The 22,795-nt window shown below is 72.1% G+C and carries 21 protein-coding genes; 16 read left to right on the top strand and 5 right to left on the bottom strand.

What is annotated here, in order from left to right:
- Nucleotide 1: 1 nt before the first annotated feature.
- The 3 genes from SACE_RS18270 to SACE_RS18260 all read left to right on the top strand — a co-directional run bounded on the left by SACE_RS18270 (nucleotide 2) and on the right by SACE_RS18260 (nucleotide 2,454).
- Nucleotides 2–760, top strand: coding sequence for a maleate cis-trans isomerase family protein (locus tag SACE_RS18270; RefSeq protein WP_009949747.1), 759 nt, complete (start codon nucleotides 2–4; stop codon nucleotides 758–760).
- Between the two features lie 219 nt (nucleotides 761–979).
- Nucleotides 980–1,750: a maleate cis-trans isomerase family protein gene (locus SACE_RS18265; RefSeq protein ID WP_011874145.1), complete on the top strand. Its 771-nt coding sequence runs from the start codon at nucleotides 980–982 to the stop codon at nucleotides 1,748–1,750.
- 14 nt (nucleotides 1,751–1,764) lie between these two features.
- Complete coding sequence (locus SACE_RS18260; RefSeq protein ID WP_021341960.1) at nucleotides 1,765–2,454, top strand: GntR family transcriptional regulator; 690 nt, start codon at nucleotides 1,765–1,767, stop codon at nucleotides 2,452–2,454.
- A gap of 149 nt (nucleotides 2,455–2,603) precedes the next feature.
- Here the strand turns inward: SACE_RS18260 and SACE_RS18255 are convergent, their stop codons facing one another.
- Nucleotides 2,604–4,085 (bottom strand): NAD-dependent succinate-semialdehyde dehydrogenase, encoded by a 1,482-nt coding sequence (locus tag SACE_RS18255; RefSeq protein WP_009949750.1) that lies wholly within the window; start codon nucleotides 4,083–4,085, stop codon nucleotides 2,604–2,606.
- 129 nt (nucleotides 4,086–4,214) lie between these two features.
- On the opposite strand from SACE_RS18255, the gene SACE_RS18250 reads away from it, so the two are divergent.
- Both SACE_RS18250 and SACE_RS18245 read left to right on the top strand, forming a co-directional pair.
- Nucleotides 4,215–5,471 (top strand): aspartate aminotransferase family protein, encoded by a 1,257-nt coding sequence (locus tag SACE_RS18250; RefSeq protein WP_029622003.1) that lies wholly within the window; start codon nucleotides 4,215–4,217, stop codon nucleotides 5,469–5,471.
- A 223-nt stretch (nucleotides 5,472–5,694) separates the two neighbouring features.
- Nucleotides 5,695–6,849: an LCP family protein gene (locus SACE_RS18245; RefSeq protein ID WP_011874143.1), complete on the top strand. Its 1,155-nt coding sequence runs from the start codon at nucleotides 5,695–5,697 to the stop codon at nucleotides 6,847–6,849.
- 60 nt (nucleotides 6,850–6,909) lie between these two features.
- Here SACE_RS18245 and SACE_RS18240 read toward each other — a convergent pair whose 3' ends face one another.
- Nucleotides 6,910–7,749 (bottom strand): lysozyme, encoded by an 840-nt coding sequence (locus tag SACE_RS18240; protein ID WP_009948516.1) that lies wholly within the window; start codon nucleotides 7,747–7,749, stop codon nucleotides 6,910–6,912.
- Nucleotides 7,750–8,069: 320 nt separating this feature from the next.
- Between SACE_RS18240 and SACE_RS39775 the strand changes: the two genes are divergently transcribed.
- Together SACE_RS39775 and SACE_RS39770 are read left to right on the top strand one after the other, a co-directional pair.
- Nucleotides 8,070–8,408: a YybH family protein gene (locus tag SACE_RS39775; RefSeq protein ID WP_269453492.1), complete on the top strand. Its 339-nt coding sequence runs from the start codon at nucleotides 8,070–8,072 to the stop codon at nucleotides 8,406–8,408.
- Nucleotides 8,409–8,427: 19 nt separating this feature from the next.
- A complete protein-coding gene (locus SACE_RS39770) occupies nucleotides 8,428–8,562 on the top strand; it encodes a nuclear transport factor 2 family protein (protein ID WP_009948518.1) in 135 nt (44 codons plus the stop codon).
- A gap of 15 nt (nucleotides 8,563–8,577) precedes the next feature.
- Here the strand turns inward: SACE_RS39770 and SACE_RS18230 are convergent, their stop codons facing one another.
- On the bottom strand, nucleotides 8,578–9,198 hold the full coding sequence (locus SACE_RS18230) for a class I SAM-dependent methyltransferase (protein WP_009948519.1): 621 nt from the start codon (nucleotides 9,196–9,198) through the stop codon (nucleotides 8,578–8,580).
- A gap of 210 nt (nucleotides 9,199–9,408) precedes the next feature.
- On the opposite strand from SACE_RS18230, the gene SACE_RS18225 reads away from it, so the two are divergent.
- The 8 genes from SACE_RS18225 to SACE_RS18185 all read left to right on the top strand — a co-directional run bounded on the left by SACE_RS18225 (nucleotide 9,409) and on the right by SACE_RS18185 (nucleotide 20,323).
- Nucleotides 9,409–11,133 (top strand): ABC-ATPase domain-containing protein, encoded by a 1,725-nt coding sequence (locus tag SACE_RS18225; RefSeq protein ID WP_021342121.1) that lies wholly within the window; start codon nucleotides 9,409–9,411, stop codon nucleotides 11,131–11,133.
- 98 nt (nucleotides 11,134–11,231) lie between these two features.
- Nucleotides 11,232–11,900: a phosphoribosyltransferase gene (locus tag SACE_RS18220; protein WP_009948520.1), complete on the top strand. Its 669-nt coding sequence runs from the start codon at nucleotides 11,232–11,234 to the stop codon at nucleotides 11,898–11,900.
- Between the two features lie 589 nt (nucleotides 11,901–12,489).
- On the top strand, nucleotides 12,490–12,900 hold the full coding sequence (locus SACE_RS18210; protein ID WP_009948523.1) for a hypothetical protein: 411 nt from the start codon (nucleotides 12,490–12,492) through the stop codon (nucleotides 12,898–12,900).
- 79 nt (nucleotides 12,901–12,979) lie between these two features.
- On the top strand, nucleotides 12,980–14,389 hold the full coding sequence (locus SACE_RS18205; protein ID WP_009948524.1) for an MFS transporter: 1,410 nt from the start codon (nucleotides 12,980–12,982) through the stop codon (nucleotides 14,387–14,389).
- Between the two features lie 86 nt (nucleotides 14,390–14,475).
- Nucleotides 14,476–16,872 (top strand): ATP-dependent Clp protease ATP-binding subunit, encoded by a 2,397-nt coding sequence (locus SACE_RS18200; protein WP_052635541.1) that lies wholly within the window; start codon nucleotides 14,476–14,478, stop codon nucleotides 16,870–16,872.
- A gap of 24 nt (nucleotides 16,873–16,896) precedes the next feature.
- On the top strand, nucleotides 16,897–17,517 hold the full coding sequence (locus SACE_RS18195) for a class I SAM-dependent methyltransferase (RefSeq protein ID WP_009948526.1): 621 nt from the start codon (nucleotides 16,897–16,899) through the stop codon (nucleotides 17,515–17,517).
- A gap of 233 nt (nucleotides 17,518–17,750) precedes the next feature.
- Nucleotides 17,751–19,685, top strand: coding sequence for an aconitate hydratase (locus tag SACE_RS18190; protein WP_009948527.1), 1,935 nt, complete (start codon nucleotides 17,751–17,753; stop codon nucleotides 19,683–19,685).
- A 170-nt stretch (nucleotides 19,686–19,855) separates the two neighbouring features.
- Nucleotides 19,856–20,323 (top strand): STAS domain-containing protein, encoded by a 468-nt coding sequence (locus tag SACE_RS18185; RefSeq protein WP_009948529.1) that lies wholly within the window; start codon nucleotides 19,856–19,858, stop codon nucleotides 20,321–20,323.
- A gap of 15 nt (nucleotides 20,324–20,338) precedes the next feature.
- Here the strand turns inward: SACE_RS18185 and SACE_RS18180 are convergent, their stop codons facing one another.
- Nucleotides 20,339–21,496, bottom strand: coding sequence for a glycoside hydrolase family 5 protein (locus SACE_RS18180; protein ID WP_009948530.1), 1,158 nt, complete (start codon nucleotides 21,494–21,496; stop codon nucleotides 20,339–20,341).
- A gap of 128 nt (nucleotides 21,497–21,624) precedes the next feature.
- On the opposite strand from SACE_RS18180, the gene SACE_RS18175 reads away from it, so the two are divergent.
- Entirely contained in the window at nucleotides 21,625–22,161 is a 537-nt protein-coding gene (locus SACE_RS18175) for a DUF1697 domain-containing protein (protein ID WP_009948531.1), read from the top strand.
- 22 nt (nucleotides 22,162–22,183) lie between these two features.
- Here SACE_RS18175 and SACE_RS18170 read toward each other — a convergent pair whose 3' ends face one another.
- Complete coding sequence (locus SACE_RS18170; protein ID WP_009948532.1) at nucleotides 22,184–22,774, bottom strand: TetR/AcrR family transcriptional regulator; 591 nt, start codon at nucleotides 22,772–22,774, stop codon at nucleotides 22,184–22,186.
- Nucleotides 22,775–22,795: the final 21 nt, after the last annotated feature.

The following is a 22,795-nucleotide window of genomic DNA, read 5'->3' as shown; positions in this document are numbered from 1 at the left end:
GATGCCGCCTGACTTCCTCGGGGCGGTGCTGGGGCCGGAGCCGCAGCGCGGCGTCGGCCTGATCGTTCCGTTCGACCTCGCACTCGACCGCGAGCTGTGGCGCTGGGTACCCGCCAGCGTCTCGCTCTACCTGACCAGGACGCCGTTCGTGCCCGTCCCGGTCACGGTGGAGATGGCCAACCTGGTCAGCGACGAGGCGGCGGTGCACAGCGCCACCCGCGACCTGCTGGTGCCCGAGCCGGAGGTGGTGGCCTACGCCTGCACCTCGGGCAGCTTCGTCAACGGGGCCACCGGCGAGCGCGCCCTGATCGAGGTCATGCAGGAGGCCGGGGCGCCCGCGGCGGTCACCACCGCGGGCGCACTGGTGCAGGCGCTGGAGATGCTGGGAGTGGGCCGGGTCGCGGTCGCCACGCCGTACGTGGCGGCGGTGACCGAGCGGCTGCACACCTACCTCGACGAGCACGGGGTCGAGGTGGTCACCAGCGTCGGCCTCGGCCTGCAGGAGCAGATCTGGAAGGTCGGCTACCGGCAGGTGATCGACATCGTGCGCTCGGCCGACCGCCCCGAGGCCGAGGCGATGTTCATCAGCTGCACCAACCTGCCCACCTACGACATCATCGGCCCGCTGGAGGCCGAGCTGGGCAAGCCGGTGCTCACGGCCAACCAGGTCACGATCTGGGCGGCGCTGCGGGCCATGGGCCTGCAGGCGGTGGCACCGGAGCAGCGGCTGGTGCAGGCGGTCGACCTGCCCGCCGCGTGACGATCGCGTCACGAATGCACATGCACGAAACGGCCCGCCGCGGACCGTGCGGTAACATTGTCAACAATCGACCGATGATCGGCGGCCCCGGGTGCCGTCCGGGTCCGCTCATCGGGGTTGAGGTGCCGACCGCCGTCCGCCGTGCCGTTGCCCGCACCCGCGGGTCCGAGCACATCCGGTGGCCCCGGCCACCGGCGACGACGAAGGATGGAGCCCCCGGTGTCGCACACCGCAGGAATCCTGTACCCCGGATACAGCGCCGAAGACGACTACCCGACCCTGGAGGGCCTGCTCGGCGGAGGCGTGCGCCTCCCGTTGGTGCACACCCTCATGCGCGAGGACGCCCACCGCGTCGATGCCCTGCTGGACGTCGGCTCGGAGGACGTGCTCTCCGAAGGGGCGGGCAAGCTGCTCGAACACGAGGTGCAGTCGGTGATCTGGGCCTGCACCAGCGGCAGCTTCGTCTTCGGCTGGGACGGCGCGCGAGAGCAGGTGGAGAAGCTGCAGGCCGTCACCGGCCTGCCGACCTCCAGCACCTCGTTCGCGTTCGTGCACGCCGCGGCCCGCCTCGGGCTGCAGCGGGTGGCGGTGGCCGCGACCTACCCGGCCGACGTGGCCGAGCGGTTCGTGGAGTTCCTGCAGGTGGCTGGCATCGAGGTGGTCAGGCTGTCCAGCCGGGGCATCATCACCGCCGCCGAGGTCGGCACCCTGGGCCGCGAGCAGGTGCTGGACTTCGCCGCGGCCAACGACGACGAACGCGCGCAGGCGCTGCTGATGCCCGACACCGCGCTGCACAGCGTGGCGTGGCTGGACGAGCTGGAGCAGCGGCTGGGCAAGCCGGTGCTCACCGCCAACCAGGTCAGCGCGTGGGAAGGGCTGCGCCTGGCCGGGGACCGCGCGGCCCGAGAAGGATTGGGAACCCTCTTCCGGCAGGCACCGGCGCAGGCCGAAGAGCAAGAGGGAGGGGAACGCGGCAGTTCCCCGAACTGAGGAGATGGTGTGTCGTGCTCGGATTGGACGAGCAGAACCAGCCCGGTGAGTTAGAGCCGGTGCAGCGCAAGTCGACCGCCGCGATCGTGGCCGACCAGCTGCGCTCGGCGATCATGTACGGCTCGTTGGCACCGGGGAGCCAGATGGGGGAGGCCGAGCTGGCCGCCCGGCTCGGGGTGAGCCGGGGACCTCTGCGGGAGGCGATGCAGCGGCTGGTCGCCGAAGGCCTGCTGCGCAGCGAGCCGCATCGCGGGCTCTTCGTCACCACGCTGGACGCCGACGACGTCCGCGACATCTACCTGGCGCGGCTGGCGGTGGAGCGCGCGGCCTGCGAGCAGATCGTGCGCCACCACCGGTTGGAGGCGGTGGCCGAGCTGACCGCCGCGCAGGGCCGCATGGTGGCCGCGGTGTCCAAGGGCGACTCGATCGAGCTCGCCGACGCCGACCAGGAGTTCCACGAGACGCTGGTGCGGGCCTCCGGCAGCCCCCGGCTGCAGCGCATGGCCCAGACCCTGCTGGTGGAGAAGCGGATGTGCCTGACGGCGCTGCAGGACAAGTACCACGCCGACGCCCAGGCGCTGCTGGACGAGCACCGCGGCATCGTCGACGCGATCGAGGCCGGCGACGAGGCCCTGCTGCTCACGCGCCTGGAGGCGCACATGAACGACGCGCTGGAGCGCCTCAACGGTTCGATGGCGCTCTGAGCGGCCGCTGACCGGGTGTTGCGGGCCCCTGCTCCCATCGGAGCAGGGGCCCGGTCATGTCGGGGCCCTGCCACGAGCGCCGTCACCGAGCCGACCCGCACACGCGGGTGGGGTCCTCGCCGGCTCGGCGAGGACCCCACCCGGGTCGGTCACAGACCGCCGACAGCGACGTACTTGGTCTCCAGGAACTCGTCGATGCCGACCTTGCCGCCCTCCCGGCCCAGGCCGGAGTGCTTGACCCCGCCGAACGGCGCCGCCGGGTTGGACACGATGCCCTGGTTGAGCCCGATCATGCCCGACTCCAGGGCCTCCGACACCCGCAGCGCCCGCTGCAGGTCGCGGGTGTAGAGGTAGCTGACCAGCCCGTACTCGGTGTCGTTGGCCTGGTTCACGACCGCCTGCTCGTCGGTGAAGGTGGTGATCGGGGCGACCGGCCCGAAGATCTCCTCCCGGTTGAGCCGCGCCGACACCGGCACGCCGGTCAGCACGGTCGGCTGGTAGAAGTAGCCGTCGCCCTCGCCGGGCGAGCCGCCCACGACGACCTCGGCGCCCCGGTCCAGCGCGTCCTGCACCAGCTCGGTGACCTTGCCCAGCTGGTCGGAGTCGATCAGCGGGCCGACCTCGACCTCGTCGGTGACGCCGCGGCCGATGCGCAGCGACCCCATCCGCTCGGCCAGCCGCCTGCCGAACTCCTCGGCCACGTCGGCGTGGACGTAGAAGCGGTTGGCCGCGGTGCAGGCCTCACCGATGTTGCGCATCTTGGCCAGCATCGCGCCGTCGACGGCGGCGTCGAGGTCGGCGTCGTCGAAGACGATGAACGGGGCGTTGCCGCCCAGCTCCAGCGACACCTTCAGCACCTGCTCGGCCGACTGCTCGATGAGCTTGCGCCCGACCTGGGTCGAGCCGGTGAACGACAGCTTGCGGGCGCGGCCGTCGCGGATCATCGGCTCCATCAGCTTGCCCGCGCTGCGCGAGGTGACGACGTTGAGCACGCCGTCGGGCAGCCCGGCCTCGATGAGGATGTCGGCCAGCGCCAGCATCGACAGCGGCGTCTGGTGGGCGGGCTTGATCACCGAGGTGCAGCCCGCGGCGATGGCCGGGCCGATCTTGCGGGTTCCCATCGCCATCGGGAAGTTCCACGGCGTGATCAGCAGCGCCGGGCCCACGGGCTGGCGCATCACCAGGAACCGGCCCTTGCCGTTGGGCGCGACGGCGTAGTCGCCGCCGATGCGCACGGCCTCCTCGGCGAACCAGCGGAAGAACTCCGCGGCGTAGGTGACCTCGGCGCGCGACTCCGTCAGCGGCTTGCCCATCTCCAGCGTCATCAGCAGCGAGAGGTCCTCGTGGCGCTGCATGATCAGCTCGTAGGCGCGGCGCAGGATCTCACCGCGCTCGCGGGGCGGGTGCTTGGCCCACTCGTGCTGGGCCTCGTGGGCGGCGGCCAGCGCGGCCAGGCCGTCGTCGGGGGAGGCGTCGGCCACCGAGCACAGCGCCCTGCCGGTGGAGGGGTCCTCGACCTCGTAGGTGCGGTCCTCGGAGGCGGGACGCCACTTCCCGCCGATGAGCAGTTGCTTGGGGGCCGCCTCGACGACGGTGCTCTCGCGTGGGTTCTGTTCGGTTGAGCGAGTCATGGCAGTGGCAGACCCTTCTGTCTGGAGACGGTGGACACCGACGCTGCGTGATGGTTGCATGTCACACGAGATTGTCAACAATCCTACAGCCTGAACGGGATCTTTCCTCCCCGTCGTTTGGAGTCGATCATGGCTGAGCTCTCACCGGTGCTGAAGCAGGCCACGCCCGTGCTGGCCGCCCGAGGGGAAGGCGTCTACCTCTTCGACGAGGACGATCGCCGCTACCTGGACTTCACCGCCGGTATCGGGGTGACCAGCACCGGCCACTGCCACCCGCGCGTGGTGGAAGCCGCCCAGCGCCAGGTGGGTACCCTCATCCACGGCCAGTACACGACGGTGATGCACCGGCCGCTGCTGCGGCTGACCGAGCGGCTCGGCGAGGTGCTCCCGTCCGGACTGGACCGCGTCTTCTACGTCAACTCCGGCAGCGAGGCCGTCGAGGCCTCGGTGCGGCTGGCGCGCCAGGCCACCGGGCGGCAGAACATCGTGGCCTTCGAAGGCGGCTTCCACGGCCGCACCATGGGCGCCGGCGCGCTGACCTCCTCCGGGGTCAAGATCCGCGCGGGCCTCGGCCCGATGATGCCCGGGGTGGCCTTCAGCCCGTTCCCGGAGACCTACCGGCACGGCTGGTCGCAGGCCGAGGCGGTGCGCTTCGCGCTGCGCGAGCTCGACCAGCTGCTGCTCACCGTCACCTCGCCCGCCGACACCGCGGCGTTCATCATCGAGCCGGTGCTGGGCGAGGGCGGCTACATCCCGGCGCCGCCGGAGTTCCTGGAGGGCCTGCGCGAGCGCGCCGACCGCCACGGCATCCTGCTCATCGTCGACGAGGTGCAGACCGGCGTCGGGCGCACCGGCAGGTTCTGGGGCCACGACCACGCCGGCATCCGCCCCGACATCATCATCACCGCCAAGGGCCTGGCCAGCGGCTTCCCGCTGTCGGCGATCGCGGCCGGACAGGAGCTGATGAGCAAGGCCTGGCCCGGCTCGCAGGGCGGCACCTACGGCGGCAACGCCGTGGCCGCGGCCGCCGCGCTGGCCACCCTCGACGTCGTACGTGACGAAAACCTCGTCGACAACGCCGCAGAGCAGGGCGCCCGCCTGAAGGAGGGCCTGCGCAAGGTCGCCGCCGAGTACCCGGTCATCGGTGATGTCAGGGGCCTGGGGCTGATGGTGGGCAACGAGTTCACCACCGACGACGGCCGGCCCGACACCGCCACCGCGACCCGGGCACACAAGGCCGCCGCCGAGCGCGGTCTGCTGCTGCTGACCTGCGGTCCGCACGGCAACGTGGTGCGGATGATCCCGCCGCTGGTGGTCAACTCCCAGCAGGTCGACGAGGCGGTCTCGCTGTGGTCCGAGGCCGTCAAGAACGCCGTCTCCGGCTGATCACCACAGCGGTGGTGGCGGGGTCGGGATCGCCGCCCCGCCACCACCGCTTCTTGACGCACAGAGTGGCCGCTCCTGCACCTGGGGGCACCAGATCAGGTGACGACTGATCACTGTTCGGTAGCACTGTGTGCCTTCCGATCAGGTGTCTGGAATGCTGCACGGCGGAAGGGACCGGTGCGCCCGGGCGCGCCGGTGAGTCGACTGGCGCAGGTGTGAGGTCATGAGTGATTGGTCGGCGGGCCCACCGCCGAAGGGCCGAAGGCCGCGGAGTGGCGACGCCTACGACTACTACGGTCGCGGCCGCGAGCGGGCCGCCGCTCCCCGTCCGGCGGGACCGCCCCCGGCCGGGCCGCCGCCGCGGCGCCCCGGCGGGCCCGGGCCGTCCGACGACGGCCGCAGGCCCCAGCCCCCGCAGCGCAAGCCGAAGCGGTGGGGCAGGCGCATCGGGATCACGCTGCTCGTGCTCGTGGTGCTGGCCGGCGGCCTCGTGTTCTACTTCGACTCGATGCTGCAGCGCACCGACGCGCTGGACTACCCGGGACGGGAGTCCAAGGACACCCCCGGCACCAACTGGCTGCTGGTGGGCTCCGACAGCCGCGAGGGACTCGACGACTCGCAGCGCGAGGAGCTCTCCGCGGGCAACGCCCCCGGGCGGCGCACCGACAGCATGATGCTGATCCACATCCCCGAGAGCGGTGGCCAGCCCGCCATGATCAGCCTCCCCCGCGACTCCTCGGTGCCGATCCCCGGCCACGGACGCGACAAGCTCAACTCCGCCTTCTCCTACGGCGGACCGCAGCTGTTGGCCCAGACCCTGGAAGGGGTCACCGGCGTGCACATCGACCACTACGCCGAGATCGGCTTCGGCGGCTTCGCCGACCTGGTCGACGCCGTCGGCGGGGTCGACGTATGCCTGGACCAGCCGATCAAGGACGACATGGCCCACATCGACCTGCCCGCCGGGTGCCAGGAGCTCGACGGCCCCAACGCGCTGGGCTTCGTGCGGGCCCGCTACGCGCTGGCCGACGGCGACATCGGCCGCGCGGCCAACCAGCGCAAGCTGCTGGGCGCGCTGGTGGACAAGGCGAGCAGTCCGGCCACGCTGTTCAACCCGTTCCGGCTGGTGCCGCTGGCCTCCAGCGCCAGCAAGACCTTCACCGTCAACAACGGCGACCACGTCTGGCACCTGGCTTCGCTGGGACTGGCCATGGGCGATCTCAGCGGCGGTCAGGGCGTGACCACCAGCGTGCCTTTCGGCGGCTTCGGCAAGGTCAACGGCCAGTCGGTGATCCTGTGGGACAAGGAGCGGGCCGCGGCGATGTTCGACGCGATCGCCAAGGACCAACCGATCCCCCCGGAAGTCCTCGACAACTAACGCTCCTCCACGTGGGAAGGGGGCGTGCCGGCCACTCGGCACGCCCCCTTCCCGCTGTTGTCAGGAGGTGAAGCGGGCCAACTGCTCGGGTCCGCCGTTGAAGGTGTTCTGGTCACCGGGGAACACGCCCCGGTCGGCGAACTGCCAGATCGTGTGGAACCTCCAGCCCGCGGGCAGCGCACCGGGCTCGGGCGCGTAGCGGGCCAGCCACAGCGGGTTGTTCGCCCCGAAGGAAGGGTTCCCGCCGGTGCACTGCTGCCACCAGCGCGTCGTGGTGTAGATCGCCGGGAACCGGCCGGTGCGCGCCCGGTAGGTGTCGCTGAACTCGGCGATCCACCGCGACATCCCCTCCGGCGGCAGCCCGTAGCAGGCGCCGCCGTAGGGGTTGTGCTCGACGTCCAGCGCCCCGGGCAGGGTGTGGCCGTCGGGCACCCACCCGCCGCCGTTGTCGACGAAGAAGTGGGCCTGCTCGGCGCCGCTGGAGCGGTCGGGCAGCGCGAAGTGGTAGGCGCCGCGGACCATGCCCACACCGCGCGAGCCGTCGTACTGCTGGGGGAAGTGCTTGTTGCGGAAGCCGACGCCCTCGCTGGCCTTGACGTAGGCGAAGCGGGCGCCGGCGTCCCAGGCCGCCCGCCAGTCGACCACGCCCTGGTGACCGCTGACGTCCATGCCCGCGACGCTGCCGGCGGGCGCGGCGTACCGCGGCGCGGACGTGTCGGAGCTGCGGCCGAGGCTGTAGCCGGCCCACGCTCCGTTCGGATCGCCGGGGTCGAGCCGGGGTGTTTGCGAGTAGGCGGCGTGCGCGCCCGGAGCGAGCGCGGTCAGCGCCGTTGCCAGGGCGCAGACCAGCAGCCTGCGCGGGCGGTACCGGGAAGAGCGTGCGATGCGAGATGGGGCCACTGCGGTTCGCCTCCTCGCTACGGCGGCGCCGCGAGCCCGCGGCACGGCATGGGTGAGCGGTCTTGCGCGCAACGCAGAATAATCCGGTCGCCGCGTCGGTGCTGTCCACATGGGACCATCCTGTTCCGCTGCAGCGGCCTGAAGAATTCGCAACGCCACACCCGGTCGGGTCCACCACACCGGCGTGTGATCACCTGAGTGTGATTCGAGTTTTCCCGGCTGGGGCGCGGAAATCGCGCTGCGTGCATCGTCGCGGCCTGCTCTCATCCGATCGAGGGTTGATGCGCCGCGCCTCAGGCGTGGCGGCGTCGCCAGGCGGCGTGACACGCGTCGGACGGCGTGTCGCGAGGACCGCTCATAGCCTGGGAGGACCGCGGCCGCCCGGATCAGCGAGGAGTGGGCTCAAGGCGCAGCAGGCAGACGACACCGCCCGGGTCCGGGAGCTCGTCGAGCGGTGGGCCAGGGCGGTCCGCGACCGAGACCTGGACGGCATCCTCGCCCACCACAGCCCGGACCTGGTGTTCTACGACGTCCCCGAGCCCGTCCGCTTCCGGGGCCTGGAGGCCTACCGCCGGTCGTGGGAGGAGGAGTTCTTCCCCTGGTTCGGCGACTCCGGCCTCTTCGAACTCGACGAGCTGGGAGGTCACCGCGGGCGCTGAGGCGGCGTTCTGCCACTGCGTGGTGCGCTGCGCGGGCAGCGGGCCGGGCGCCGATCCCGCCGAGCAGCTCGACGTGCGGCTCACGATGGGGCTGGCCAGGCGAGCAGGGCAGTGGACCGTCGTGCACGAGCACCACTCCGTGGCCGCGGACTGAACCGCCGCGCGCCGCTCAGCCGTCGGCGACGGCCGTGGCGTGCAGCCAGTCGCGCACCGGCACCATGCGGGGGAACGGCCGGAACTGCTCGACGTGCTCCAGCCGGAAACCCGCCCGCTCGACGGCGGAACGCGTGTCGCGGTCGAGGTGGCAGCCCGCGGCGACGCGGGTCCACACCGGAGTGAGCCGCCGCTGCCAGCGGCCGAGCGAACCGGGACTGCGCACGTGTTCGAGCACGGCCAGCCGCCCGCCCGGCCTGAGCACGCGTCGCGCTTCGCCCAACGCCCGGTCGGGAGAGTCGACCGTGCACAGCACCAGGGTGAACACCACGGTGTCGAAGCTGTGCGCGTCGAACGGCAGCGCCTCGGCGTGGGCGTCGCTGACGACCACCGGCACCCGGGCCCCCGCCGCGCGCGCGGCCAGACGCCGGCGCATCGCGGGGTCGGGCTCGCTGGCCACGACCCGCTCCGCGCTGCGGTAGAACGGCAGGTTCGCCCCGGTGCCCGAGCCGATGTCGAGGACCTGACCAGGCAGCTCGGCAAGCAGCCGCGCCCGGTGCGCGGCCAGCGCCCGCCGTTCCAGCGGACTCATCATCCGGTCGTAGACCGCGGCGAAGAACCGGTGTGCCCGCAGCATGATCACCTCGTCCGGTGGGCAGGGAGGAGTGTTCTCGAACATAGCCGCCGACGGCGCTGCAGCCGGGCAGGACGTGCCGAGTGGTCCGGCTACCGCGCCTGCCCGATCCGAGTAGCCGGTCTCCAGGAGGGGCAGTTCGCCGACCGAGACCAGGGGGTGACCGATATGTCCGAGTGGAGAAACCCCGGCACGTCGGGTACGTCTCGGGACATGGCACAGCGAACAGGACCGCGCCGCGGCGACCGGCGGCAACCGCAGACCGGCAGCGGGCGGCGGGACGAGCAGGCACTCCGCGACGAGCTCGGGAACATGCACGGCACGAGCTACGGGCGCTACAAGGCGCTGCGCGGCTCGTGGACCTTCGGCGGGTTCACCCTCGAGGTCCAGCGGGTCCAGCCCGACCCGTTCGCGCCCGCCAGCCGCTGCGAGGTGCGGGTGCCCGCGCAGGTGGCCGGCTTCCCGCGCGAGCTGTGGCACAACCAGGTGCGAGCCCGCGCGCTGGCCGGGTTCCTGGTGCGCGCCGCGCACCGGCGGCTGCGCGACAGCAGGCTGCGGGTCGACGCCGGCCGCCAGCAGGTGCTGGACCGCAGCGCCTGCCAGGTCGTCGACGGCGAGATCGTGCTGCGCCTGGGCATCGACCTGCCCGGCCGGGGCCGCACCATCGACGGCAGGCAGGCCGAGCACGCGCTGTGCGAGGACCTGCCCGCGGTGGTGGAGCAGGCGTTGCGCTTCGCCACCGCCGAGCAGACCCGGCTGCGGGAGTTCGTCGACTCCATCGAGGACACCGACGCCCTGCGGCGCGGACTCACCGAGCACGGCCTGGTGGCCTTCGTCGCCGACGGCTCGATCCTGCCGCGCCGCAGCGGCGTGGACGACCGCCCGCTGGCCGACGCGGTGCCGTTCCGGACGCCGGAGTCGCTGCGGGTGACGATGCGGGTGCCCAACCGCGGCGAGGTCACGGGCATGGGCGTGCCCGAGGGCATCACGCTGATCGTCGGCGGTGGCTTCCACGGCAAGTCCACGCTGCTGCGGGCGCTGGAGTACGGCATCTACGACCACGTGCCCGGTGACGGCCGCGAGCTGGTGGTCTGCCGCGACGACACGGTCAAGATCCGCGCCGAGGACGGGCGCCGGGTGCACCGGGTCGATGTCAGCCCGTTCGTCTCGCACCTGCCCACCGGCGCCGACACCGCCGACTTCTCCACCGACAACGCCTCTGGCTCCACCTCGCAGGCCGCGGCGATCTCGGAGTCGGTGGAGGCCGGGGCCGGGGTGCTGCTGGTCGACGAGGACACCGCGGCGACCAACCTCATGATCCGCGACGCCCGGATGCAGGCGCTGGTGGCCAAGGACTCCGAACCGCTGACGCCGTTCGTGGACCTCATCCGCCCGCTGTCGCGCCAGCGCGGGGTGTCCACGGTCCTGGTGATGGGCGGTTCCGGGGACTACATGGACGTCGCCGACCGGGTGCTGATGATGGATTCCTACCGTGCGCTCGACGTGACCGAGCGGGCGCGGGAGCTGGCTGCCAACCCGACCGGCCGGAATTCCGAGGCCGACGGCTTCCCGGCGCTGCGCGCCAGGGTGCCCGACCCGCGTTCGGTGGACACCGAGCGGCCCAAGGTGCGGGCCCGGGGCGTGGACGCCCTGACCCTCGGCGAATCCACAGTGGAGCTGCGGGCGGTGGAGCAGATCGTCGACCCCTCGCAGGTCACCGGGATCGGGCTGGCCCTGGTGACCTGCGTGCGCCGGGGGCTGCTCGACGGCGACCGGACGGTGGCCGAGGTGCTGGAGGCCTTCGCGGCCGAGGTCGCCGAGCGCGGCGTGCACGCCGTCGACGACCGCTACGTGGGCGACTTCGCCGTGCCGCGGACCTTCGAGCTCGCCGCGGCGCTCAACCGGCTGCGGACGCTGCGCGTGTCGCGGTTGGCCTGACCGGGTTTGGCGCCGCCCGGCAGGCGGGCATCTCGGTGGGGTGACCCTCACGACTCGATGTCGTGCGCGTGCGCACGCGCGGCGGAGGGAGGCCAGCGATGTCACGCAGCGGATTCGCCGCACAGGCCCGGGAAGGCTTCCAGGATCGCAGGCACGCCGGCAGGCTGCTGGCCGAACGGCTGCGGGAGCTGGAGCTGGTGGATCCCGTGGTGCTGGGCCTGGCCAGGGGAGGGGTGCCGGTGGCCGCGGAGGTCGCAGGAGCCCTGGACGCGCCGCTGCGGGTCGCGGTGGCCCGCAAGATCGGCGCGCCGGGCCAGCCGGAGCTGGCGCTGGGCGCGGTGACCGCGCAGGGCCCCGCCACCTACGACCCGCGACTGCTGCGTTCTTTCCACCTCGATGAACAGGCCTTGCAGTCCGACTGCGAACGCGAACGCGAGGAAGCGAGGCGACGGGAACGCGCTTACCAGAAGGGCGACCCGCTGCCACTGGCCGGGCGCGACGTCGTGCTGGTCGACGACGGGCTGGCCACCGGCGCGACAGCCCGCGCCGCCGTGCGGATGCTGCGCGAGTCCTCGCCGCGCTCGGTGGTGCTGGCCGTCCCGGTCGGAGCACCCGACGCTGTGGCCGCGCTGCGGCGGGAGGCCGACACCGTGGTGTGCGTGCTGCAGCCGGTCGCCTTCGCCGCAGTAGGGCAGTGGTACCGCAACTTCCGCGCGACCACCGACGAGGAGATCTACCAGGTGCTGGACGAGGTCGACACCGGCTGAGCGGACCGGCGCCGGGAGTTCAGGCCCTGGCCGCAGGGGAGCGGGGTCGCGAACGTCGGCCCCGGCGCCGAAGCGGCCAGGGCCGGTGCAGCGGCTGAGGCAGCGACGCCGAAGCAACGGGCCAGGGCAGAACCGCTCAAGGACAAGCTGTGCAGTCGGCGACTCGCTCCAGGCGGATCCGGCACCCGGTCGACAGGGGAGCGGGCGCCACGGCCGACCAACTGGACCAGCGGCTGGAGGCCCACAGCGCCGAACGCGGGTGCCCGTCGGAGCCAGCGCCGGCTCTGCTGTCCGGCCTCGCGGAGGAGGCGGACAGCGCCGGTGCGAAATCCCACATCCTGATCACCGGCTCTCATTTCAGCGGTGGTACCGCTACCAACCTCCTGTTTTGTTACCGTCTATGGTTTCAGTGTTGACCGAAACAAATCGTCCAGACCAAAAACCTCCACTTCTCGCCCGGAAGGGGATAGCCTCCTCGCCAAGCAAGAACACTCACGGGCCGGTAACCGGGTGGTTTTCCACACCGGTCGGGCGGCTTTGGGCGCGTCGGGGTAGATACGAGAACGGGACTCGGGTTGGCTGGTTGGTTATGACTGCCGCTGGACATTCCGACAAGCAACGGACCAACACCGGACGGCACTCGCCGCCGCGACGGACCGGTGCCAGACGGAGTGCCGAGTCCGGCGACGCCGAGTCCGGCTACTCCGCGGAGGTCGCCGCACAGCTCGGCGAGGCCGCCGCGCAGCTGGGCGCGCGGCTGGGCGATCCGGCGGTGGCGCACTCCGTGGCCGAGATCGAGGAGGTCGCGCGCGGGTTCTCCGCGGTGGCCGACGGGATGTCGCAGGGCATGGGCGGGGTCACCGAGTGGCTGCGCGCGGCAGGGCACGTCGGACCGGTGTCCGGGCACGCCAGCGTGATGGCCGACCGGCTCTCGCACGTCAGCAAGGAGCTGACCAGGCTCGCCGAGGCGATCGAGCAGGCGCGGCACAGCACCAACTGAGGCGACGGCTCCCGCTGCGGGAGCGGGTTCCTCCGTACGGGCCCTGAGGTTAGTTTAGCTAACAACATAGACTGCGGAGGTGACCGCAGACCTCTCCCGTGCCCAGCACACCGCGCCGCCGCAGCGCGCGGCCCGGCTCTCGCGCGGTCTGGTGCTCACCATCGCCTTCGGCGCGGTGCTGCAGGCGCTCAACGCCTCCACCATGGCCGTGGCGATGGTCGACATCCGGGAGCAGTTCCAGGCCGGTGCGGCCACCTCGTGGCTGATCTCCGGTCTCTACCTGGCCACCGCGGTCGGCTCGCCCACCGCGGGCAGGCTGGCCGACCTGTTCGGCCCGCGCCGGGTGTTCCTGTCCTCGCTCGCGCTGACCGTGCTGGCCTCGGTGGCCGCGCCGTTCTCGCCGAGCCTGGGGTGGCTGATCGCGTTCCGGGTGCTGCTGGGCATCGGGACCTGCGCGGCCTACCCGGCGGGGGTGGCGCTGCTGCGCCAGGAGGCCGACCGGCTCGGTCTGCCGCTGCCCGCGGGCGCGCTGAGCGCGCTGGCGATCGGCGGGCAGGTGATGATCGCGGGTGGCCCGGTCATCGGCGGGGTGCTCGTGCAGTACTGGGGCTGGCCGGCGATCTTCCTGGTCAACCTGCCGTTGGGGCTGGTCGGGGTCGTGCTGGCGCTGGTGTGGCTGCCGCGCGACCGGCGCCGGGCGCCGAGCGGTGAGTCGGTGCTGGGCAGGCTGGACCTGGTCGGGGCCGGGCTGTTCGCCGCGGTCATCGCGGTGCTGATGCTGTTCCTGCTGTCGCTGTCGGAGCAGCCGCGGTGGTGGCTGCTTGCGGTGTGGGTGCTGCTGACGGCCGGTTTCGCCGCCTACGAGCTGCGGGCGCGCAGGCCGTTCGTCGACGTGCGGGTGCTGGTGCGCAACCGGCCGCTGACGGGGACCTACCTGCGCACGGCGCTGACCTACGTGGCCTTCTACGTGGTGTTCTACGGCTTTCCGATGTGGCTGGAGAGCGCGCGTGGGCTGGATCCGGCGCAGGTCGGGCTGGTGGTGCTGCCGATCGCGCTGACGGCCATGGTGTCGGTGGCCGGGGCCGGGCGGCTGCTGCGGCGGATGGGGCACTGGCCGGTGCTGCTGGCGGGGTCGGTGGCGCTGCTGGTCGGCGGCCTGCTGCTGACGGGTCTGCACGCGGGCAGCGCGGTGGTGGTGCTGGTGCTGGTCGCGGCGGTGCTGGGCATCCCCAACGGGTTCAACAACATCGGCAACCAGACCGCGCTGTACGGGCAGGCCGACGCCGCCGATGCCGGGATCGCCTCGGGGCTGTACCGGACCTCTCAGTATGTTGGTGCCAACATCGCGGCGGCGGTGATCGAGCTGTGCTTCGCGGGCACGGCGTCCGACCCGGGCATGCACCGGCTGGGTACCGTCGTGGCGGTGATCAGTGCGGTGCTGCTGGTGGGCGCGCTGGCCGGACTGGCGGGTGGCCGGGTCCGGCGGTGACCTCCCGGTGGCGCACTGGTCGCGTCAGGTGTGGACGGACGCGGGCGGCGGTGGCCGCGGCCCGCGGTGTGCGTGGAGGTCAGTTCGTGAGTCGCGGCAGTGCCGGAGATTCCTCTGCCGCCTTCGACTCGCTGCTCAGCGAGTTGTTCGAGGTGCATTCCGCCGGTGGTCCGGCGGTGTCGCAGCCTGCGCCCGGGCCGGGCGGGCTGGAGCTGGGCAACCTGCTGGACGAGCAGGCCCACGAGGTGGTGTCGAAGGCGATCCGGGCGACCGTGGAGTGGGGCAGCCGGGAGCTCGACAGCGCTCACCTGCTGTGGGCGGTGACGCAGGTGGGGCCGACGGCGCGGATGCTGGGCGACTCGGGTGTGCGGGTGGAGGAGCTGGCCTCGGCGGTGCGGACGGTGGCGGGCACCTACGACGCGCTGGGCGGTCAGGCGCAGGGCAAGCCGGTGCTGTCGTCGTCGGCGCGGCGGGCGCTTCTCGGAGCGCACCAGCAGGCGTTGAGCGAGGGTGCCGACGCGGTGGGGGCGCGGCACGTGCTGCTCGGGCTGGCCACCGACGCCGACTCGGTGGCCGGGCGGGCGCTGGCGCGGGCGATGGAGCGCAGCGAGCGGACGCGGCCGAACGCGCGGCCCTCGGTGCTGAGCACGACGCCGAAGCTGGACGAGTTCGGCATGGACATGACCGAGCTGGCCAGGGCGGGCCGGCTGGATCCGGTGGTGGGCCGCTCGCAGGAGGTCGAACAGGCCGTGGAGGTGCTGGGGCGGCGCACCAAGAACAACCCGGTGTTCATCGGTGATCCGGGCGTGGGCAAGACGGCGATCGTGGAGGGCCTGGCGCAGCGGATCGTCGACGGTGCGGTGCCGTGGTCGCTGGCGGGCAGGCGGGTGGTGTCGCTGGACCTGGCCGGGATGGTGGCCGGGGCCAAGTACCGCGGCGAGTTCGAGCAGCGGTTCCGGGACCTGATGAACGAGATCCGCCAGCACCGCGACGAGGTGCTGGTGTTCATCGACGAGATCCACGGCATCGTCGGCGCGGGGGCCGGTGAGGGCACGATGGACGCGGGCACGATGCTCAAGCCGGCGCTTGCGCGCGGCGAGGTGCAGGTGGTCGGTGCGACGACGGTGGAGGAGTACCGCAAGCACATCGAGAAGGATCCGGCGCTGGAGCGGCGGTTCCAGCCGATCCTGGTGGCCGAGCCGTCGGTGGGTGACACGGTGGCGGTGCTGCGGGGCCTGCGGGACCGCTACCAGCTCCACCACCGGGTGGTGATCGCCGATGACGCGCTGGTGGCCGCCGCGCGGTTGTCGCAGCGCTACATCGCCGACCGGTTCCTGCCGGACAAGGCGGTGGACCTGCTGGACCAGGCGTGCTCGCGGGTGCGGTTGCTGCGGGGTGGTTCGCCGAACGATCCCGGTTCTTCGGCCGAGCACCAGCCGAGCGTGGGGCGTGACGACGTGGCCGATGTGGTGTCGCGGCGGACGGGGATCCCGGTGTCGGACCTGACCGCGGCCGACAAGCAGCGGTTGCTGGGGTTGGAGAAGGTGCTGCGGTCGAAGGTGATCGGTCAGGACGCGGCGGTGCGGTCGGTGGCCGAGGCGGTGCGGCGGGCGCGTGCGGGTCTGGCCGATCCGGAGCGGCCGATCGGCAGTTTCCTGTTCCTGGGGCCGACCGGGGTCGGCAAGACCGAGCTGGCGCGGGCTCTGGCGCGGGCGCTGTTCGGTGACGCGCAGCGGTTGATCCGCTTCGACATGGGCGAGTTCCAGGAGAAGCACACGGTGTCGCGGCTGATCGGGGCCCCGCCGGGCTATGTCGGCTACGGCGAGTCGGGGCAGCTGACCGACCGGGTGCGCAGGCAGCCGTACTCGGTGCTGCTGCTGGACGAGGTGGAGAAGGCGCACCCGGACGTTTTCAACACGTTGCTGCAGTTGCTCGACGAGGGGCGGTTGAGCGATGCGCAGGGGCGCAGCGTGGATTTCCGCAATGTCGTGGTGATCATGACCTCCAACATCGGTGCCGACCGCATCCTCGACGCCGGTGGCTCGGCCGGGGACTCGGCGCTGGAGCTGCTGGAGGAGCTGCGTTCGTTCTTCCGCCCGGAGTTCATCAACCGCATCGACGACGTGACGGTGTTCCAGCCGCTGGGCCCGGCGGCGTTGCGGGAGATCACCGGGCTGCTGCTGGAGCGGACCTACCAGCAGCTGCTGGCCCGGGGCATCGGCATGGAGGTCACCGAGGCCGCGGTGGCGTGGCTGGCCGAGCGGGGCCACCAGCCGGAGTTCGGGGCGCGGCCGCTGCGGCGGGTGATCCAGCGGGAGCTGGACAACCGGCTGGCGGCGATGGTGATCGACGGGGAGCTCTCGTCGGGACACCGGGTGCTGGTCGACGCCGTCGGTGAGGATCTGGTGCTGGAGGTGTCGGTGGAGTGGGAGTCCTCCGGTGGTCGGCACGCCGCACCGATGGGTGAGCACGTGTTCGGCTGAGCCGTGAGCTGGCAGTCTTGAGCCATGGTGGAGGCTGCCTTCGACGTGATCGGCGAGCGGTATGTGAAGGAGACCCAGGAGCTGCGCGCGCAGCGCCTGGCCGGGCAGTGGGTGATCGACCGGTTGCCCGCCCGGGGTGCGCGGGTGCTGGATCTGGGGTGCGGGACGGGTTTTCCGACCGCCGAGCAGTTCGACGGCGCCGGTGTCGAGGTGGTGGGGGTCGACGAGTCGCCGCGGATGCTGGAGCTGGCGGCGCGGCGCGTTCCCGGGGCCCGGCTGGTGCGCGGTGACATGCGGGCGCTGGATGCCGGGCTCGGTGATTTCGACGCGGTGACGGCGTTCTTCTCGCTGCTGATGCTGTCGCGGGCGGAGGTCTCGGCCGTGCTGGAGTCGGTGCGGGATCGGTTGCGGGGTCCGCGCCTGCTGGCGCTGGCGATGGTGCAGGGCGATTCCGACGCCGAGCGCATGTCGTTCCTGGGCGCCGACCTCACGGTGACGGCGTACTCGCCGCGCGCGTTGGGCGAGGTGGTCTCCGGCGCGGGGTTCGTGGTGGAGGAGCTGCGCGAGGTGGAGGTCGTGTGCGAGTCCGACCGGCCTTTTGCGGTGGAGCCGCAGGTGTTCGTCTACGCGCGGGCGGCCGGGTGAGGGCGGGGCAGCGCAGTTGTTCGAAGTGGGGCTTCTGCGCGGGGTAGTAGCGAGATCTGCCTGCGCACGGGGTCGGCGATCGCGACGGCAGCCTCGTCCACATCGGAAACCGCACCCTCCCGATGAAGCGTTCGGGAAGGCTTCGGCGGCCGCGGCTCCGCGCAGATCGTTTCGGGGCGCGGTGGCGCGGGTAGTTCGCAGTGGGACTGGCCGGCTGCAGGGGAGGCCGCAACATGCCGCGTTCACTCGCCCACAAGCTCATCGGCGCGCACCTGGTGGAAGGCGAGATGGTCCCGGGGCGCGAGATCGCCCTGGCCATCGACCAGACGCTGACCCAGGACGCGACGGGCACGCTGGTGATGCAGGAGCTGGAGGCGCTCGGGCTGGACCGGGCGCGCACCGAGACCAGCGTGCAGTACGTCGACCACAACCTGCTGCAGACCGACCAGAAGAACGCCGAGGACCACCGGTTCCTGCGATCGGCCTGCCGGCGCTACGGGCTGTGGTTCTCCAAGGCGGGCAACGGGGTTTCGCATCCCACGCACATGCAGCGCTTCGGGGTGCCGGGGGCGAGCATGGTCGGTTCGGACTCCCACACCTGCGCGGCGGGGTGTATGGGCATGCTGGCCATCGGGGTCGGCGGGCTGGAGGTGGCGATGGCGATCGCCGGCCGTCCGCTGCGGATCCGGATGCCGGAGGTGTGGGGCGTGCGGCTGACCGGGTCGCTGCGGCCGTGGGTGTCGGCCAAGGACGTCATCCTGGAGATGCTGCGCCGCCACGGGGTTTCCGGCGGGGTGCACCGCATCATCGAGTACCACGGGCCGGGCCTGGCGGGCCTGGCGGCGATGGACCGCCACGTCATCGCCAACATGGGGGCCGAGCTGGGGGCCACCACGACGGTGTTCCCGTCGGACTCGGCGGTGTGGGAGTTCCTGCGCGCCGAGGGCCGCGAGCGGGACTTCACCGTGCTCACCGCCGACGACGGCGCCGAGTACGACGTCGAGGAGACCATCGATCTCTCCGAGGTCGAGCCGCTGATCGCCCAGCCGTCGGCGCCGGACAAGGTGGTGCCGGTGCGCGAGGTCGCCGGTACCGCGATCGGGCAGGTGGTCATCGGGTCCTCGGCCAATCCGGGGTTGCGCGACTTCGCGATCGCGGCGGCGATGGTGCGCGGCAGGCAGGCCGATCCGGCGGTGAGCTTCGACGTCAACCCGACCTCGCGGGAGATCCTGGCCGACCTGACCCGCATGGGGGCCACGTTCGACCTGATCAGCGCCGGGGCGCGGATCCACCAGGCGGGGTGCATGGGTTGCATCGGGATGGGGCAGGCGCCGGCGGTGGGGCAGAACTCGCTGCGGACCTTCCCGCGCAACTTCCCCGGCCGGTCGGGGACGCGGGAGGATTCGGTGTGGCTGTGCTCGCCGGAGACCGCCGCCGCGTCGGCGCTGATGGGCGTCATCACCGACCCGCGCGACCTGGGGATCGAGTACCCGGAGCCGGCGTTGCCGGAGAAGGCGTCGGTCAACACCGCGATGCTGGAGCCGCCGCTGCCCGAGGAGCAGGCTCTGCAGGTGGAGCTGCTCAAGGGCACCAACGTCTCGGCGTTGCCGGAGTTCGACGAGCTTCCCGACCGGTTGGAGCTGCCGGTACTGCTCAAGGCGGGCGACGACGTCTCCACCGACGAGATCTCCCCGGCCGGGGCGCGGGCGCTGCCGTTGCGCTCCAACATCCCGGCGCTGGCCGAGTTCAGCTTCGCCGGTGTCGACTCCGACTACCCGCAGCGCGCGCGGGATGTCGTGGGCGGGCACGCGGTGGTCGGCGGTGACAACTACGGCCAGGGCTCCTCGCGCGAGCACGCCGCGATCGCCCCGCGCTACCTGGGGCTGCGGGTGGTGCTGGCGCGGTCCTTCGCGCGCATCCACTGGCAGAACCTGTCCAACTTCGGCATCGTGCCGCTGGAGTTCGACGACCCGGGCGACTACGACCGGATCGAGGTCGGCGACGTCCTGGAGCTGTCGGACCTGCGCCGCGAGCTTTCCGACAACGAGATCACGATCCGCGACACCAGCCGCGATCTGGTCATCCGCGCTCGGCACCGGTTGTCACCCCGGCAGGTGGAGGCCGTACTCGCGGGAGGCGTGATTCCGCTGATCGCCACTCGGCCGTGAGTGCGTGTCACACGAAAGTGGCGAGTCTTTGTTGGGAGTCGGACGGGCTCCTACGGTGGAGGCAGCAGCGGAGCAGACCCTGTCGCGGGGGCGATGAGGGAGGTCGGGAGTCCGGCAGGGCGGCTCGCCCCGCCGCCGCGGCAGCGGCAGTCCGAATCCATGGAGGTAGCGTGATCGTCTTCAGATCCGGCACGCCTCGCCCGCCCGCCGGGTGGTCACCCGGTCTCGGACTCATCGCCGCACCCCGCTCGCCCGGCGACCCGCCGATGCGCTCCAGCTGCGCGATGGCGACCCTGCGCCTGTCGGTGGAGTGGCCGTCGCCGGGGGTGGTGGTGGTGTCCATGCAGGGCGAGATCGACCTGGCCTGCGTGCCCCGCCTCACCGAGCTGATCCGCCAGCGCCTGACCGCGGCCTCGCTGCGTGCGGTCGTGCTCGACCTCTCCGGCGTCACCTACTCCAGCAGCTCGGGCCTGGAGCTGCTCATCCACGCCCAGCGCCGGGCCGAGCACCGCGGTATCGACCTGTACGTGGTGCCGGGCACCGGACCGGTGCGGCGGTTGCTGGGACTCACCGGGCTGCTCGGGCACTTCACCTGCCGCGACACCGCCACCGAGGCCGTGGCCGAAGCACGCCGCTGAGCGGTCGTGGCGGGTTCAGCCCGAGGCCAGGTGGTCGGCCAGCGGCGCCCAGCCGCCTCCCGGTGCGTAGGGTCCCCAGCCGCCGGGGTCGTTGGACCAGTACCACCAGCCGGCACCTCGCCGGCTGGCTTCGGTCAGCACGTCGTCGACGAACTCCAGTGCGCCGGGCTTGGTGGCGTCCAGGCCGAACTCGCCGACCACCATCGGTGCTCCCAGCCGTCGCGCGGTGGCGGCGTTGGCGTCGAACCACCAGCGCATCGTGTTGCGCACCAGCGCCTTGGTGGCTCCGGTATAGGTCTGCCCGGCGCCGAGCAGGGTCGGGTAGAAGTGCGGGGCGTAGGCGATGCGCGGCGCTCCCGTGCGGGGATCGTGCAGCGCGGGCAGCGCCGAAGGCAGGCCCTGGTTGACTCCGAGCGCCTGGGGTTCGACGAAGATCCAGTGCTGCTGGTCGACGGTGCGGATCTCGGTGATGAGGCGCTGGTAGAGCGGTCCGAGCAGGTCGCGTTCGAACAGCGGCCACGGCACGCTGCCGCCCCAGGGCTCGTTGAACAGGTCGTAGCCGAGCACGGCGGGCGAGCCGGCGAAGCGCTGGGCGAGGTGGCGCCAGGCGGCGGTGAAGTGCTCGCGCAGCTCGGGGTGGCGGCCGGTGGTGCCCCAGAAGTGGTCGAACGCGCGGGTCACGCCGGGCTGCAGGTAGGTCAGCGGCCAGGGGTCCTGCACGGTGGCGGGAAGGCCGTCGAAGTGCGTGGCCCAGGCAGGGGCGCCGTTGTTGGGCGAGGAGCCCGCCACGGCCGGGCCCCACATGTCCTGGTGCATGTCGAGCACGACGCGCATGCCCGCCCGCTCGTACCAGGCCACCCGCTGGGCCACGGCGTCGAGGTAGTGCTCGTCGTAGTGGCCGGGGCGGGGCTCCAGGCGGGACCAGAACACCAGCAGCCGCGTTGAGTTGGAGCCGATCCTGTCGGCTTCGGCGGCGATGTCGCCGGGACCGGTCCAGGCCATCGCGTCGGCCGACTCCTTGGCGCTGTGGCCGTTGTTGAGCCCGCGCGGCACCAGCGGGGTGCCGTCGAGGTCGGTCAGCGGGGGCGGGTTCTGGGCGGCCTGCGCGGGTGTGGTGAGTCCCAGCAGCAGGGCGAGCGCGGCGAACGCGGTGATCCAGCGCCGGAGGGTCATGGTCGTGGACGCTAGCCACCCCACCCACATAATGTGAAGAAGATTCGCGTAAATGGTGGAGTGGTGGCACGCGCCGCCGCTGTCGGGGGCGGCTTCTACACTGCGCACTCGCCTGGGGAGGGGACAGGATGAGCACCCACATCGCACTGCTGCGCGGGATCAACGTGGGCGGACGCACCAACATCGCGATGGCCGACCTGCGCGCGGTTTTCCAGGAGCTGGGCTGCGAACCGGTGGCGACCTACCTGCGCAGCGGCAACGTCGTGTTCATCGCCGACGACCCCGGCGGGGTCGCCGCTGAGGTGCAGAACCGCGTCGCCGCCCGACTCGGGGTCAGCACGCTGGTGCAGACCCGCTCGGCCGAGGAGTTCGCGCGCGTGGCCGCCGGCCATCCGTTCCTGGAACGCGAAACCGACCTGGCCAAGCTGCACGTGGTCTTCCTCGACGCCGAGCCCGACCCGCGGCGGCAGGCCGGGCTGGAGGTGCCCGGCGGGGGACGCGAGCAGTTCCGCTTCGCCGGGCGGGAGCTGTACCTGCACTACCCCGACGGTGCCGGTCGCAGCCGTTTCACCAACGCCTACCTGGAAAAGCAGCTCGGGGTCTCGGCCACCGCCCGCAACTGGAAGACGGTGCTGACGCTGGCGGAGATGGCAGCCCGGGTTTGAGTCGTCCAGCGGCCGCAGGGCGTCATGACGCGGTGCGGTAAGGGGCGAGGATGAAGCGCAGCCGCTCGCCGAGGCGCTGCGCGGGCACACCCTCCGGTTCGATGGCCCAGGCGATCATCGTGCCGTGGTAGGCGGTGACCACCGCCGCGGTCAGCCCTTCCGGATCCGGGCAGTGCAGGTCGCCGGTGTCGGCGGCCTCGGCGAGCAGGTCGCCCACTGCCGTGCGCAGGCCGGCCGCGAAGTCCCGTGCGCGGGCGAGCAGGTCCGGGTCGGACAGGTCCATCAGCAGGAACGCGACGTGGTGAGCCATCTGCTGGTGGGTGCGGATGCCCGCGGCCAGCTCCGACAGGGCCTCGACCAGCGCCTCCAACGGTTGCCGCCGGCGGGTGCGGGCCTGGGCGAAGACCGCGGGCAGCGCGTCGGCGCCCCGGGCGGACAGCGCGGCCAGCAGTCCCTTCTTCGACCCGAAGCGCTTGACCAGGGTGGCGGGAGAGGCGCCGGTGCGCTCGGCCACGTCGGCCAGGGTCAGCCGGGCGGGGCCGAGGTCGTCGATGGTCGCGGCGGCGGCGTCGAGCAGCTCGTCGTCGGTGAAGGCCTGCGGGCGTGGGCTCATGCGGCAGACTCTACTTGTTAA

Source organism: Saccharopolyspora erythraea NRRL 2338, assembly GCF_000062885.1.
Taxonomy (GTDB): Bacteria; Actinomycetota; Actinomycetes; order Mycobacteriales; family Pseudonocardiaceae; genus Saccharopolyspora_D; species Saccharopolyspora_D erythraea.
Note: the sequence above shows the minus strand (reverse complement) of the source record. Positions and strands in the feature narration are given on the sequence as shown.

Coding starts and splice junctions, on each gene's coding strand:
- SACE_RS18270 (WP_009949747.1), top strand. CDS start 2: ATGCCGCCTGACTTCCTCGGGGCGGTGCTGGGGCCGGAGCCGCAGCGC.
- SACE_RS18255 (WP_009949750.1), bottom strand. CDS start 4,085: ATGACTCGCTCAACCGAACAGAACCCACGCGAGAGCACCGTCGTCGAG.
- SACE_RS18250 (WP_029622003.1), top strand. CDS start 4,215: ATGGCTGAGCTCTCACCGGTGCTGAAGCAGGCCACGCCCGTGCTGGCC.
- SACE_RS18245 (WP_011874143.1), top strand. CDS start 5,695: ATGAGTGATTGGTCGGCGGGCCCACCGCCGAAGGGCCGAAGGCCGCGG.
- SACE_RS18230 (WP_009948519.1), bottom strand. CDS start 9,198: ATGCTGCGGGCACACCGGTTCTTCGCCGCGGTCTACGACCGGATGATG.
- SACE_RS18225 (WP_021342121.1), top strand. CDS start 9,409: ATGGCACAGCGAACAGGACCGCGCCGCGGCGACCGGCGGCAACCGCAG.
- SACE_RS18220 (WP_009948520.1), top strand. CDS start 11,232: ATGTCACGCAGCGGATTCGCCGCACAGGCCCGGGAAGGCTTCCAGGAT.
- SACE_RS18210 (WP_009948523.1), top strand. CDS start 12,490: ATGACTGCCGCTGGACATTCCGACAAGCAACGGACCAACACCGGACGG.
- SACE_RS18195 (WP_009948526.1), top strand. CDS start 16,897: ATGGTGGAGGCTGCCTTCGACGTGATCGGCGAGCGGTATGTGAAGGAG.
- SACE_RS18190 (WP_009948527.1), top strand. CDS start 17,751: ATGCCGCGTTCACTCGCCCACAAGCTCATCGGCGCGCACCTGGTGGAA.
- SACE_RS18180 (WP_009948530.1), bottom strand. CDS start 21,496: ATGACCCTCCGGCGCTGGATCACCGCGTTCGCCGCGCTCGCCCTGCTG.
- SACE_RS18175 (WP_009948531.1), top strand. CDS start 21,625: ATGAGCACCCACATCGCACTGCTGCGCGGGATCAACGTGGGCGGACGC.
- SACE_RS18170 (WP_009948532.1), bottom strand. CDS start 22,774: ATGAGCCCACGCCCGCAGGCCTTCACCGACGACGAGCTGCTCGACGCC.